This window comes from Persicobacter psychrovividus (assembly GCF_036492425.1).
GTDB classification, from domain to species: Bacteria; Bacteroidota; Bacteroidia; order Cytophagales; family Cyclobacteriaceae; genus Persicobacter; species Persicobacter psychrovividus.
Genome location: NZ_AP025292.1, coordinates 2,364,720 through 2,378,110 on the forward strand (window position 1 = coordinate 2,364,720; position 13,391 = coordinate 2,378,110).

The window sequence follows — 13,391 nt, forward strand, 5'->3', positions numbered from 1 at the left end:
CTTTAATGTGGCTGTTATTTTTTAATGATATGATTAAACAAGAATTTAAAATCAGTGCGCAGGGTGTCGGCAAAAGATTTATCAATGAATGGATCTTCCGCCACTTCGACTACACCTTTGAGGCAGGTAATACCTATGCGGTTACAGGCCCCAATGGCAGTGGAAAATCCTCGATCATGAAAGTGCTCGCCGGAATTACACCACCAACGCAGGGAAATGTGCATTATGAAAAAAATAGCGCCATTATTAAGCCCGATGCTTTTTTCAAAGAACTGGTCTATGTGGCGCCTTATCTTGAATTACCAGAAGAACTCTCACTTCGCGAATTCCTACTATTTCATTACAAATTTAAAGAATTAAAAGAGGGTTTCTCTATTGACTTCTTAATAAAATTTCTATCTTTGGAAGGTCATTCCGATAAACCTATCAAATTTTTTTCTTCGGGAATGAAACAACGGGTACGTTTAGGATTGGCCTTTGCCACCGACTCCCCTTTGGTTTTTTTAGATGAACCAACGTCGAATCTTGACGAATGGGGTATTGAGTGGTATCACCAAAACTGTCAAAAGTGGTTGATGAATCAATGTGTCATCATTGGATCCAATCAACCTTTTGAGTATAAACATGCAAATTTTTTATTAAACATTAACTTGTTCAAAAAATGACAAATCTGTTCAACCACGCTGCAAAATTGTTTTTCTTCATTGGTGCTATCGCCCTTATGACTGCCTGTGGCGGTGATGATCCAGCGCCAACGCCAGAGCCAGAAAATCCACAAGAAACTCAATCAAAATTATTGATGGGAATGTGGGGCGATGCTACAGTAGAAACTACTGACGGCGACGATTCTTTCGATGCTTTAACATTGAAATTTGGTAACGACGCTGACTTCAAAGGTGGTTCTTTGGAAGCTGGTGGTGTAAATGATGAATTAGCTGCATTCGGTGACGCTTGGGCTTTTGCCGGTTCTTCTACTACTTCTCTTTCAGTAGGTGGTGGTGTTGAAACAATCACGATCGAAAGCATCAGTGAAACAACTTTAAAAATCAAATTCTCTTACGAAGGTGCTGAGGCTGCTCGTGAAAAAGCAATCAACGGTGTAGGTTCTTACACTGTGACTTTGACTAAGAATTAATTAGATCAAAACATTAATTAAAAGCCACCTCTTCCACGGGTGGCTTTTTTTATGCCCAAATTTTCCTTACTTACAGCGCCCCTTTACGATAAGCCGAAGGGGTTTTTAACATGACCTTTTTAAACTGACGGCAAAAATAAGCCTCCGAATCAAAGCCTGCTGCAAACGCGACCTCTTTCACAGTCATGGTAGTTCTTGTCAGTAGATTCCCCGCATATTTGATTTGCAACCCAATTTTATATTGCTGTGGTGCATAGCCCGTTTCCATTCTAAAAGCCTTCCTGAACCACACATAACTCACCCCAAGTTCAGCAGCCAATTGAGGCATATTAAAGGCCGAATTCACCGCCTGCTCCTGCATGCGTATTTTTGCCTTTCGTAATAACTGATCCTTTCGGGAAGTGGACACCTCCCCCTGATGGACCTGCAAAAAAATCATCGATAAAAGTCGCTGCAGTTCACAACAAGCCCGTACCTGAAAACCCTCGCGCTCCTGCAACACCTCTTGCTTTACCTGCGCCAAAATACCCAACACCACTGAAGGCTCTTTCAGAGGTACCCGCTGCTGCTTCCCCAGTACTTTATAGTGAGATAATAATTGATCTATCGACCTACCCGATAATCCTACCCAATGCTCGCGCCACCCCTTGTCTGGCAATGGTCGGTACCGATGCCGAATTCCTGGATACAGGATCAGGCAATCACCAGGATTCACTTGTTGCAATGGCTGATCCTCCACCTGGAACTCTCCTGCCCCCTCACTGATATACACCAAAAAAAAGGTATCCAATACTCGGCCCTTCTGCCAGAAAGAATGCTGGTAATTTTTACTGACTCCCCCTTTGCTTTCTTCCGCAGGAACAAACAACTCCCCGAAACTATACAGGTGCATTCCCCATACCGTTGATAATGAATCTGTGTTAAACTCTTTTAGGATTAATGACATGAAATATCAATTTGTGCAATCATCCACCCAAAACAATGAATGAAAAACACCTGATCATTTTCTAATATTATAAGTGTAAATTAATAATTATCAGGAAAGTAAATGACAGAAGTCAGTAATAATTTTGAATGGTGGATCAGTATGGGTAACCTGTCTGACTTAATCAGCACTGCCACCCCCAACCGTATCCCTGCACAGGAACACTATGCATTCATTAAAAAAGCAGGATTTAATGGCGTTTCAGGGGTTTTCAGCGAGCTGAATTATCCCCTTCTGCAAAAGGAACAGCTTCAGTTCAGTATTACCATAAGCTTTCTCGATCTTTCTCAAGGGATACACGACCTGCAACAGGCCTTAAGCAAAGTGCCTACATCAGTAAATATTCATTTAGGGATAGGAACGGAAGAAGACCAACAAATAGTGCAATGGCTCAATGCTATTCAGGATATTCAAACTACTATCCCCATTTATATTGAAACGCATCGAGGAACAGTTACGCAAGACCCCTGCCGCTGCCTTGCCCTTCTGAGACAATTCCCCGCCCTTCGCTTCACAGGGGACTTCAGCCATTGGTACATCAGCACCCTCATGGCCGATCACTTTCAGAAAAAGTTCAATGCCATTTTGCCCATCCTCCAAAATACCCGAATGATCCATGCCCGAATGAGCTCCCCAGGTATGATACAACCTCCTCTCAAAAACATTTTCACCGAAGATAAAAACCATTTTTTACAGCTTTGGAATCAGGTGCTCCGCCTGAATCCCGATCATAAAATTCCCATTGTCATCGAACTGCTGAGTCACCAGTTAGGCTACGCTCCCGCAACACCAACAGGAGAAGATGCCGTCGACCGCTGGGAAGAAGCGATTCACCTGAAATCTATTTTTAACACCCAATAAATATACTTTTATGAACACAAACATCACCGCAGCACAAACCGAATTTTACCAAGAAAATGGGTTTGTCGTTATCGATGACTTTTTAACTTCTGATGAGCTTGACCATTGGCGCCAACAGGTAGATGAAGCTGTTGCTTTGCGAAAAGGACGGGCATTACCCGACAGAAATGAAGTTACAGAAGGTGCTGATCGAACTTTTGTAAATAAAGTATTTGACCAGCTGATCAACCTGTGGCAAGATCATGAGGGTGTCAAAAAATTGATGCTCGACGAACAACTTGGAAAAATGGCAGCGCAGCTCGCCCAAGTGGACGGCATTCGGATATGGCATGATCAGGCTTTGTTCAAACAACCCTGGGGCAACCCCAGCACCCTGCACACCGACAATCCCTATTGGTCGTTCCACCACCCGCAGGCCATTACTATCTGGATCGCCCTCGATGATGCGACCCTGCAAAATGGCTGTCTGTATTTCCTGCCAGGTTCCCACAAGAAAACGACCTACCAGGAAGCTGGATTCTCGGCCAATATGGATGAATTTTTCATCACCTTCCCCGAGCTGAAAAACACTCCTGCCGTTCCTGCCAATATGAAAGCCGGCAGTTGTTCCTTTCATAATGGCTTGGTGGTACATGGCGCCAACGCCAACATGACTCCTTTTGCACGCCGTGCCATGACCTGCGCCTATATGCCTGATGGAGCCATATTCAATGGCAAAAAAAATATACTCTCCGAAGCGCAGCACAATGCCCTGCAAGTTGGACAAACGCTCCAGGACGATCAGCAAAACCCTTTACTGTGGTCAAAAAATTTAGTTTCCACTCCTGAATCCTAACCCATGAGTTCATTTATTGGAATATTCTTACACGCCGTCGGGGGATTATGTGCCGGAAGCTTTTACGCACCCATTAAAAAGATTGAAACCTGGTCATGGGAAAGCTCCTGGCTGGTCATGGGCCTATTCGCCTGGCTCATCGTTCCGTTGGCAGTAGCAGGCGTTACCGTCAGTGGACTTACCCAAAGCCTTTCCCTTGCGCCAGATCAGGCCATCGCCATGACTTTCCTTTTTGGATTTATCTGGGGGGCAGGTGGCCCGATTTTCAATTTGACCATGCGTTACCTCGGCGTTTCGCTGGGCATGACAGTTTCCCTCGGAAGTGGCGCGGCCTTTGGCACCCTTATTCCTCCACTGGTCGATGGAAGTATGCCAAGCCTGTTGCAAAGCACCTCCGGACAGCTAACTCTTTTTGGGGTAATGATCTGCCTATTGGGCATTGGCATGGCAGGCTATGCCGGACACCTGCGAGACCGAAGCCAGCGCAATACCACAGGAGAAGGCTTTAAATCCATGAAAGGCATTGTGATTACCTTTCTTTCTGGCCCGATTGGCGCTTGTTTCGCCTACGGACTCGCTGCCGGCCAGCCTATTGCCGCTGAAGCGCAGGCATTGGGCACTGCCCCACTGTGGCAAAACAATGCGGTATTGATTGTGCTCCTGCTTGGCGGCTTGCTAAGCAACGCCCTGCTGTGTCTGTATTACAATTTCAGAAATAAAACCAGCCGCGAATATTTCAAAAAAATCCCTACAACCCGAAAAAATTATCTCCTCGCTTCCCTGGGCGGATCAATATGGTATTTGCAGTTTATGTTTTACGGCATGGGCTCCTCCTTCCTTGAGGAACGCTTCCACTTCGCCAGCTGGACCGTCCATATGTCCTTTATTATCTTGTTTGGCAACCTGTGGGGACTATATTTTAAAGAATGGGCGGGCGTGGCGAAAAGCACCAAAAGGTGGCTGATTTCAGGCCTGCTTCTCCTCATTACGGCAACGGTCATTATTGCCTGGGGCGGGCAGACGCATTAATACCACCAACCTTCATGTAGTGTGATATTTTGTTCACAGATTACTTTCAATATACATTCTTTTGGTTCAATGCCTCTCCCTTGAATAAAGCACCCAGTCCAATAGGGTTCCTTGAGCAAAAAAACCGATTTACAAAATCGGGAGATGCGGTATTAATTTGGCGACAGGCAAAAAAAAGGGCTAACACAATATTCGTGTTAGCCCTTTTTGAGTATCATCAACCCCTTATCTCATACGGTCCATTGAGCGAACAAGCTCTTCATCTTTACGGATGAACTTACCGGCCACCATATTGGCAACAATTGCACCGACGACCAAAAAGAAGCCTACAGAGTAGTTTCCTTTTCCTCCTGCCAATTCTACCAGGTTGTATTTTACCAGATAAAGACTACCGGCCATAATACCAATCATCAAAAATGCGTTGATATAGCCAAGCTTTAATTGCTTCATACGATTCTTGAACTGGAAAATAGAGATCAAAGAAATGGTTGCTGCTGCAAAAGCAAGCATCCCCAAGGCCGCATAAGGCATGGCTTCTTTCACTATTTCACCACTTGCTGAAATATGATTGTATCCTAAAAGGAACAACTGATGAACTTCTCCACCTGCGGCATCAAAAGCCCACACCGGAAAAAAACAGGCAGCTACCAAAAGGGCAGACACCAAAAACAAAAAAACGGTTTGAATTCTTTGTATCATAATAATTAATAGTTTCTCTTATTTGGCAAACTTACGAAATTCTATTTAGGGCAAAAATACTTTTTTGTGCTTAAAGAAATATTTCAAATCAGGCCAAAGAGTTGAAAAGTTTGATATACATGTATTAGCTTTACACTGAAAAAACACAGAACATTTTGCGATACTTTATCGAGATCGCCTATAAAGGCACAAATTACCATGGCTGGCAGAGCCAAAAAAACCAGACAGTACCCACTATTCAGGGGGTTTTAGAAAAAGCGTTGAGCACAATACTGAGAACGCCCATTGAAATTCTGGGCAGTGGCCGAACAGATACCGGCGTGCACGCCAAACAAACATTCGCACATTTTGATGTCGCTGAAGCGCTGGATTGCGAAAAATATGTATATAAATTCAATGCCCTGTTACCCTTTGATATCAGCATTATGCGGATGTTCCCTGTCGATGATCAGACACATGCCCGCTTCGATGCCACCACACGAAGCTATGAATACCACCTCCACCTGAGTCGGGACCCCTTTCTTCAGGAACTGAGTTATTTTCATAAGGAGCCTGTGAATGTGGAACGAATGAATGAGGCCGCAAAACTCCTTTTGGGCAGGAAAGATTTTCAGTGCTTCTCCAAAGTAAAAACGGATGTCAATAATTATTTTTGTGAAATATTTCATGCACAATGGGAACTCAGGGATAAAGATCATCTGATATTTCACATTACCGCCAACCGATTCCTTAGAAATATGGTTCGTGCCATAGTGGGCACACTGCTTGAAGTGGGCCGCGAGCGCATGACTCCACAACAGGTGCTTGAGGTCATCGACAGCAAAAACCGAAGCGTTGCCGGGCGTTCCGTTCCTTCTGATGGTTTATATTTATCAAAAGTCCTTTACCCGTTTATAAAAGAAAATGCGTAATTAGGCATTTGCTATCCAAGGCAGTCTAAAAAAGAAAATTTGTGAAAGAAGAAAAAATCAGTGGCAAAGTATTCGACTCCGTTGTTTTACGGCGATTATTCAAATTTGTCAAACCTTACTGGAAACGATTCATTCTATTGCTTGTCCTAACGGTCGGTGTGGCGATTTTAGGGCCAATACGCCCTTATTTAATCCACATCGCTATTGATGAGCACGTAGCTAATGGGAATTTCCCGGGCTTGCTGAACATGACCATCCTGCTGATCGGTCTGTTGGTTCTGCAAGGCATCGTTACCTATTTGCATACCTATATTTCGGGCTGGCTGGGGCAAAACACCATTAAAGATATCCGCGATGAACTCTATGACCACCTGCTGGGCTTGCAGTTGCGCTTTTTCGACAATACCCCCATCGGGCGGCTGGTAACCAGAACGGTGTCAGATATCGAAACCCTTGCCGAGGTATTCAGTCAGGGAGTAGCGGCCATCGTCGGCGACGTGCTACAACTGTTTGTCATTACTGCCATCATGTTTTATACCGATTGGCGACTGACACTGGTGAGTCTTTCAACCCTTCCCATTCTGCTGTTCTCCACTTACATCTTCAAAGAGAAAATTAAATATGCCTTCAATGAAGTCCGTAATGCGGTATCTTCCCTAAACTCTTTTGTGCAGGAACATATCACGGGCATGGCCATTGTACAGATTTTCAACAGCGAAGATCGGGAGTATGAAAAATTTGAGGAAATCAATAAAAAGCACCGTGAGGCCAATCTTAAGTCGGTGTTGTATTACTCCATTTATTACCCTGTCGCTGAAATTATTTCCGCAGGTTCCATCGGCCTGCTGGTTTGGTATGGCGCACAGCAGCTCCTTTCCGACAACAGCATTACGCCAGGGATACTCATCGCCTTCATCATGTATATTCAGATGTTTTTCCGTCCGATACGCATGATCGCCGACCGCTTCAACACGCTTCAGATGGGAGTCGTTTCCGCTTCACGAATCTTCCTGCTACTCGATAGCGAGGAACAAATTCCTGATCAGGGTAATTTAAAACCTGCAAAAATCAATGGGGATGTGAAGTTTGATAAAGTCTGGTTTGCTTACGATGATAAAAACTTTGTCCTCAAAGACATTTCTTTTGATGTCAAGGAAGGACACACCCTCGCTTTGGTAGGTGCTACGGGAGCGGGGAAATCATCCATTATTAATCTGTTGAACCGTTTTTACGACATTCAGCAAGGGAGCATTACCATTGATGGTCATGCGGTAAAAGATTTTGACCTCCCTTACCTCCGGAAAAATATTGGCGTTGTGCTGCAGGATGTTTTTCTGTTTTCAGATACCATCCGCGAAAATATCCGCCTCGGCGACAACAGCATCACTGATGAACAAATCCGAAAAGCCGCAGAATTGGTAGGCGCTTTGGACTTTATCGAAAAACTGCCCGGTGGCTTTGATTACAACGTAATGGAGCGAGGCTCAACCCTCTCGGTGGGGCAACGCCAACTGATCTCCTTTGTGCGCGCGATCGTCTATCAGCCCCGAATCATTGTGCTCGATGAGGCCACCTCTTCCGTAGATTCAGAGACGGAGGAAATGATTCAAACCGCTATTGAGCGACTCATGAAAGGCCGCACAGCAATCGTGATTGCCCATCGACTGTCAACCATTCAACATGCTGAAAAAATCATTGTCCTGGACAAGGGCAGGATTGTGGAACAGGGAGATCACCAGCAACTGCTCGACGCCAAAGGCTTTTATGCCCGATTGCACAAGATGCAGTTCAAAAGCCTCAAGCAAGCCTAACCAAAGCCCCAAAGATCATAAAAGGAACCCCTCGGGTTCCTTTTTTACGTTAAAAAAGGTGAAATACACCCCCCGACTTTGCTTGTGGCCAAATATTCCATTTAATTTATATGAGTGAATTATTCGACGGTAAAAAAGTAATATTGAAAGCCTCAACCCTCTTATTACTGCTGATATGCAGTCTGCCCATTTTTTGTTTCGGACAAGATGCCCCACAGCTGCCGGAGAAAATCATTATCCGTGGTATTGTCATGGACGACTCCACCCGCGCACCAATCCCTTTCGCTCAAATTGTACTCCAGGGAAAAGTACGCGGAACCACCACCAATGAAAGCGGTGCCTTCGCCGTAAAAATACACCCCTCAGACACCCTCATTTTCAGCTCTATGGGCTACGCTTACAGTTCCTACTGCTTCAAAGATAGCAGCCAGCTCGACATGCCCAACCTGATTTTTCTTAAGGAAACAGCCATCAGACTGAAAAATGTGGATGTTTACGGCATTGATGAAAACCACCCGCTGATAAAAAAAGAACTGAAACCCTACTATATTCCCGGGCTTGGTCAGAATGCCGACGGCACCTACCCTGAGCCCAAAGACCTCACAGGATTCCAGAAAGGTATGCGGGCAGTTGGCAGCCCAATTTCTGCCCTTTACGATGCGTTCAGTAAAGAAGGAAAACAAAGACGGAAGATGGTGGAAATCCTGCGTAACGAGAACGAGGAAGCACGGCAAATTGCTTATTATCAACGGCGCCTGAGCCCCGAGAGAATCAGCAGGCTGCTGAACATCTCGAAAGAAGAGGCCGTCAATTTCCTGAAATTCTACACCCCTTCCATGGAGTTTGTCCTATATGCTGACCGCAACCAGCTGACCCTCGATATTATGGAGTTTTATGAACGCTACCAGCTGATTAAAGACCTATAAATAATAACAATGGCTACAGGCTTTGTGATCTGACCTGATTGAGATGTTGATTTGTAAAGAATTAACCTTAAATTTCAACAAACAAGACCAACAAACCTGACATGAACCAAAAAATTGCCATCATCGGTGGGGGAAACCTCGGAAGTGCCATTGCCTACGGACTCATCAACGAGTCTTTCATTGCACCGGAAAACCTATACATTACCCGCCGCCAAACCAATAAGCTGGCAGACCTGGCCGAAAAAAAGGTCAATGTCCTTGCCGACAACCTTCATGCCTGCCGACAGGCACAATGGATCATCCTTGCGGTAAAGCCCCATTTGATCAACAAGGTGCTCAGAGAAATCAACGAAGCCATTACGGCTGATTCTGTCGTGATTTCCGTGGCGACAGGCGTAGATATTCAACAGATCAGAAACACCGTCGGCGAAGCACCTGCTGTATTCCGTGCCATGCCCAATACCGCCATCGCCATTCAGGAAAGTATGACCTGTATCGCAACAGATACCCCTTCGGCAACCCTTCAGCAAGCAGTTGTCGACCTGTTTGAGCAGGTGGGCAAGGCCATCATCATTAATGAAGAGCTTATGAATGCCGCGACCGTGCTTGGTGCTTGTGGTATTGCCTATGCCCTGCGCTTTATCCGTGCGGCCTCGCAAGGAGGGATCGAGATTGGCTTCCCAGCAGAAACTGCCCAGCTGATTGCCGCCCAGACGGTAAAAGGAGCAGCCTCCCTACTGATAGAAAACGGGCAGCATCCTGAAAGGGAAATCGACAAAGTAACCACCCCAATGGGCTGTACAATTGCGGGTCTTAATGAAATGGAGCACCGTGGCTTCAGCTCTGCTTTAATCAAAGGGGTAAAAACCTCCTACCAAAAAATTGATAAGATCCCGACGGAATAAGCAACTATGGTCGGTTTTTGAAGCACATATTCAACAAAAGCAATGCTTTTTTCTATATTGCAGAGAGAACAAGGATCACTATGTATATTATTAAAGTAAAGGGGAAAGCAAAAATCCCCGATTATATTCAGTTAAGGGACGACAACTTTGTGTTGGTCGCTTATTTTCGTGCTGACCGCCCACTGAAAAAGCTGGAAAAATATGGCCTCGAAGGGCAAGAAGAAGCCCTGAAGGCCATTATTGAAGCCTTGCCTTTTGGTAAATTACACCCTTTAAATCTGTAACTGATGGCCCCTTTTTCCACTGACCCCGTTGTTTCAGTCCGCAATATTGAAATCAGTATTGAAGGGCGACAATTGCTGAAAAATTGCTCCTTCGACATTCAGAAAGGTGAATTTGTTTACTTGGTAGGACGCACAGGCAGCGGAAAATCTTCCCTGCTGCGAACCCTATATGCCGACCTGACCCTGGATGCCGGCAGTGCCTCAGTAGCCGATTTCAACCTCGTCGAACTTAAGCAAAAAAATGTCCCGATGTTGCGCCGTAAGCTCGGCATTGTCTTTCAGGATTTTCAGCTTTTTAAAGACCGTTCGGTCAATGAAAACCTGGAGTTTGTCCTTAAAGCCACAGGCTGGACCGACCGCAGTAAAATGAAATCGCGCATTTCAGAGGTGCTGATGCTCGTTGGGCTTGCTGGACAGTCAAAAAAAATGCCCCATCAGCTTTCTGGGGGAGAACAGCAAAGGGTGGTGATTGCCCGTGCCTTGCTGAATGAACCAAGGATCCTGATTGCCGATGAACCCACGGGAAACCTTGACCCTGAAGTTACGGAGGACATCTATCAGATTCTCGACAAAATTAATCGACAAGGAACGGCCATCCTGATGGCGACGCACGATTATTCGATGATCAATCAGCATCCGCAGCGGGTCCTGAAACTTGAAAATGGTGAAATTATTGACTCCAATGAACAGGAGATTAAGCTGGTAACCATCTTTTAAAATTCAGAAAACCGTAAGAGCGTGTTTAAAAATAAACCCAGTACAATTGCCAATGCCCATTTTCGCGAACTTCGAGGGTGGGCATCGGTAATTTGAATAGTTCCAAAACTAATTTCACCCTCTGGAGCCTGCGCAAAGGCAGCTGTGCATAATCAATATCAAAGCTAAAAAGCAAACTGTTGTAAGGCTTGTAGCCCGCCTCAAGGTTTTGGTGTACCCTGCCATAAACCATCCCCTCCACCTGATACCCGATAGAGCACATCAGCCAGGAAGGGACACTTTTACGGTTGATAAAATACCGTACCGGGTAACTCATCCAATAAACCTGCCCATTATAATCCTTCAGTACCTGCTCCCCCAAATGCTGCCCCAGCAACTGCGGACGGTGTTCCGCCCAGGCAGAAGGAAAGAAGCTGAAACGGGGAAACATTTTCACTTTACCCCAAAAGCGAAGCTGCAAATAGGCAAAGGAGGCACCTGCAGCATTGGCCAGCAAATCATAAACAGAAAATCCATACGCTCTGCCAAATCCATCCAAAACCTCCACAGGCAATAAAATCAGTAAACCTAACAGGTAAGCCACCGACTGCCGTTTCTGACGATCCCATCCGCCCTTTTTCAGCAAGACCTCAGCCCAGCGCACCATCTGAAAACAAGTGAAAAAGTGGCCAAGCTTATCCATGCCATACCATTCGTCCAGATCATTGAAAAAATGAAAGCTCGACACGCCCTGAGGGCCATACCACGCCAAGCCAAGCCCCGCGATCATGAGTACATACCAAATCACAAAGTACAACAGGCCACGCCCTGCGGTCCAGGTGGTCGGTTGACGCTTACTCACCTGAAGCAGTACCCAAATAAAAAATAACAGCAGGGGGACCCACCAGTATTGTGCTGACATGTTTACTTTTTATTCAAAGAAAAGCCATCCCCACGCTATTACAAAAAGATATTCAAATTATCTCTTATTTTTCAACCGCGAAATCAACCATCGGCTTTGTCCAGTGCTTCTTTATAGGTATCAATAGCCCGCTGCCGAGCCGATTTATGCTCGACCATAGGTTCCACATAATCATCGGTACCATACTCCGGCACCCACTTTTTCACATAATGCTCGTCAGGGTCAAATTTATTGAATTGACTTTCTGGATTGAACACCCGAAAATAAGGCTGAGCATCGGTGCCTGTTCCTGCAGCCCATTGCCAGCCCCCATTATTGGAAGCCAATTCGTAATCCAGTAATTTTTCCGCAAAATAAGCCTCACCCCATCGCCAGTCAATCAGCAGGTGCTTGGTCAGGAAACTCGCCACCACCATTCTCACCCGATTGTGCATATACCCCGTTTGGTTGAGCTGTCGCATTCCGGCATCCACCATCGGGTAACCTGTTTCGCCCTTGCACCATTTCTCAAAACCCTCTTCGTCATTTCGCCACGGGACATTATCGTATTTTGCCTTAAAGGCCTCACTGACCACATGCGGAAAGTTCGCCAGAATCATGGCATAAAATTCCCGCCAGATCAACTCACTCAGGTAAACTTCACTTTCGTCCATCGCCTTGGCCACCAAATCACGAATACTGACCGTCCCAAACCTTAGGTGTAACCCAATGCGGGTCGTGCCTTCCTCGGCCGGGAAATCCCGCTTATCCTCATAATTTTGCAACGTCCGCTTGTTCACCACCTTGGTGGGCATGTCCTCATATTTGAAGCCTGAAAAACCCATTTTCTTCAAGGTAGGCAGTTTGAATTTCGGTTGGCCTTCCAAAATATGGCTCAGCCGATTTTCAGAAAGGAAGTGCTGCTCCCCTTCCTTTTTATATTTCGCAAGCCACACTTTTTTATAGGGCGTAAACACCCGATAGGCGGTACCATCATCTTTGGCAACCTCTAGTTTTTCAAAAATCACCTGATCCTTAAAAGTTTCAAAAACGATATCGTGTCCTTCAAGCAAATCACGAACCTGCTCATCCCTTTCATCAGCATAAGGCTCATAATCATGATTGGCAAATACCTTCTTGACCTCGTACTTTTCAATCACCTGCTCCCAGGCCTTCAAGGGTTCATCATAGATAAACTCGAACACCTGCCCGTCAATCTTATCGCGTAAATCTTCAAGACGTTCATAAATGAAAGTTACCCGCGCATCATCTTCAGGCAGTTCATCAAGAATATCCCGATCAAAGATAAAAAGTGGAACAACAGGTTCGTCGGCTTCAAGGGCCTCAAACAGTGCGTGATTATCCTTAAAACGAAGATCACGCCGCATCCAATATATATTTACTTTCGCCACA

15 protein-coding genes are annotated in these 13,391 nt (G+C 45.5%); 11 read left to right on the forward strand and 4 right to left on the reverse strand.

Annotated elements, in window-relative coordinates:
- The first annotated feature begins 29 nt into the window (after positions 1-29).
- Both AABK40_RS10090 and AABK40_RS10095 read left to right on the forward strand, forming a co-directional pair.
- Positions 30-665 (forward strand): ABC transporter ATP-binding protein, encoded by a 636-nt coding sequence (locus AABK40_RS10090; RefSeq protein WP_332922251.1) that lies wholly within the window; start codon positions 30-32, stop codon positions 663-665.
- Positions 662-1,135, forward strand: a complete 474-nt coding sequence (locus AABK40_RS10095; protein ID WP_338396964.1) for a hypothetical protein — start codon at positions 662-664, stop codon at positions 1,133-1,135. The genes AABK40_RS10090 and AABK40_RS10095 overlap by 4 nt, the downstream gene beginning before the upstream one ends.
- Positions 1,136-1,205: 70 nt before the next feature.
- Here the strand turns inward: AABK40_RS10095 and AABK40_RS10100 are convergent, their stop codons facing one another.
- Positions 1,206-2,081: a helix-turn-helix domain-containing protein gene (locus AABK40_RS10100; RefSeq protein WP_338396965.1), complete on the reverse strand. Its 876-nt coding sequence runs from the start codon at positions 2,079-2,081 to the stop codon at positions 1,206-1,208.
- A 102-nt stretch (positions 2,082-2,183) separates the two neighbouring features.
- Here AABK40_RS10100 and AABK40_RS10105 point away from each other — a divergent pair, with 102 nt between their 5' ends.
- From AABK40_RS10105 to AABK40_RS10115, 3 genes are read left to right on the forward strand one after another with little or no spacing between them, the layout of a single operon-like run.
- Positions 2,184-2,981, forward strand: a complete 798-nt coding sequence (locus AABK40_RS10105) for a hypothetical protein (RefSeq protein WP_338396966.1) — start codon at positions 2,184-2,186, stop codon at positions 2,979-2,981.
- A gap of 10 nt (positions 2,982-2,991) precedes the next feature.
- Complete coding sequence (locus AABK40_RS10110; protein ID WP_338396967.1) at positions 2,992-3,816, forward strand: phytanoyl-CoA dioxygenase family protein; 825 nt, start codon at positions 2,992-2,994, stop codon at positions 3,814-3,816.
- A 3-nt stretch (positions 3,817-3,819) separates the two neighbouring features.
- Positions 3,820-4,845 (forward strand): L-rhamnose/proton symporter RhaT, encoded by a 1,026-nt coding sequence (locus AABK40_RS10115; RefSeq protein WP_338396968.1) that lies wholly within the window; start codon positions 3,820-3,822, stop codon positions 4,843-4,845.
- Between the two features lie 225 nt (positions 4,846-5,070).
- Here AABK40_RS10115 and AABK40_RS10120 read toward each other — a convergent pair whose 3' ends face one another.
- Positions 5,071-5,544 carry a DUF4293 domain-containing protein gene (locus tag AABK40_RS10120; RefSeq protein WP_332922257.1) on the reverse strand — a complete coding sequence of 158 codons (474 nt, stop codon included), beginning with the start codon at positions 5,542-5,544 and terminating at the stop codon, positions 5,071-5,073.
- Positions 5,545-5,699: 155 nt separating this feature from the next.
- Here AABK40_RS10120 and truA point away from each other — a divergent pair, with 155 nt between their 5' ends.
- From truA to AABK40_RS10150, 6 genes are all read left to right on the forward strand, one after another.
- Positions 5,700-6,455, forward strand: a complete 756-nt coding sequence (gene truA / locus AABK40_RS10125; RefSeq protein WP_338396969.1) for a tRNA pseudouridine(38-40) synthase TruA — start codon at positions 5,700-5,702, stop codon at positions 6,453-6,455.
- A gap of 41 nt (positions 6,456-6,496) precedes the next feature.
- Positions 6,497-8,266, forward strand: a complete 1,770-nt coding sequence (locus AABK40_RS10130; protein WP_338396970.1) for an ABC transporter ATP-binding protein — start codon at positions 6,497-6,499, stop codon at positions 8,264-8,266.
- A 110-nt stretch (positions 8,267-8,376) separates the two neighbouring features.
- Positions 8,377-9,192, forward strand: a complete 816-nt coding sequence (locus AABK40_RS10135) for a carboxypeptidase-like regulatory domain-containing protein (RefSeq protein ID WP_332922260.1) — start codon at positions 8,377-8,379, stop codon at positions 9,190-9,192.
- Between the two features lie 101 nt (positions 9,193-9,293).
- Entirely contained in the window at positions 9,294-10,097 is an 804-nt protein-coding gene (proC, locus tag AABK40_RS10140) for a pyrroline-5-carboxylate reductase (RefSeq protein WP_338396971.1), read from the forward strand.
- A gap of 80 nt (positions 10,098-10,177) precedes the next feature.
- Positions 10,178-10,381, forward strand: a complete 204-nt coding sequence (locus tag AABK40_RS10145; RefSeq protein WP_338396972.1) for a fructose-6-phosphate aldolase — start codon at positions 10,178-10,180, stop codon at positions 10,379-10,381.
- 3 nt (positions 10,382-10,384) lie between these two features.
- Positions 10,385-11,098: a cell division ATP-binding protein FtsE gene (locus AABK40_RS10150; RefSeq protein ID WP_332922263.1), complete on the forward strand. Its 714-nt coding sequence runs from the start codon at positions 10,385-10,387 to the stop codon at positions 11,096-11,098.
- Between the two features lie 25 nt (positions 11,099-11,123).
- On the opposite strand, the gene AABK40_RS10155 is transcribed toward AABK40_RS10150, so the two are convergent.
- Together AABK40_RS10155 and AABK40_RS10160 are read right to left on the reverse strand one after the other, a co-directional pair.
- Positions 11,124-11,999: a DUF2279 domain-containing protein gene (locus tag AABK40_RS10155; protein WP_338396973.1), complete on the reverse strand. Its 876-nt coding sequence runs from the start codon at positions 11,997-11,999 to the stop codon at positions 11,124-11,126.
- 83 nt (positions 12,000-12,082) lie between these two features.
- A complete protein-coding gene (locus AABK40_RS10160) occupies positions 12,083-13,390 on the reverse strand; it encodes a cryptochrome/photolyase family protein (protein WP_338396974.1) in 1,308 nt (435 codons plus the stop codon).
- Position 13,391 lies beyond the last annotated feature (1 nt).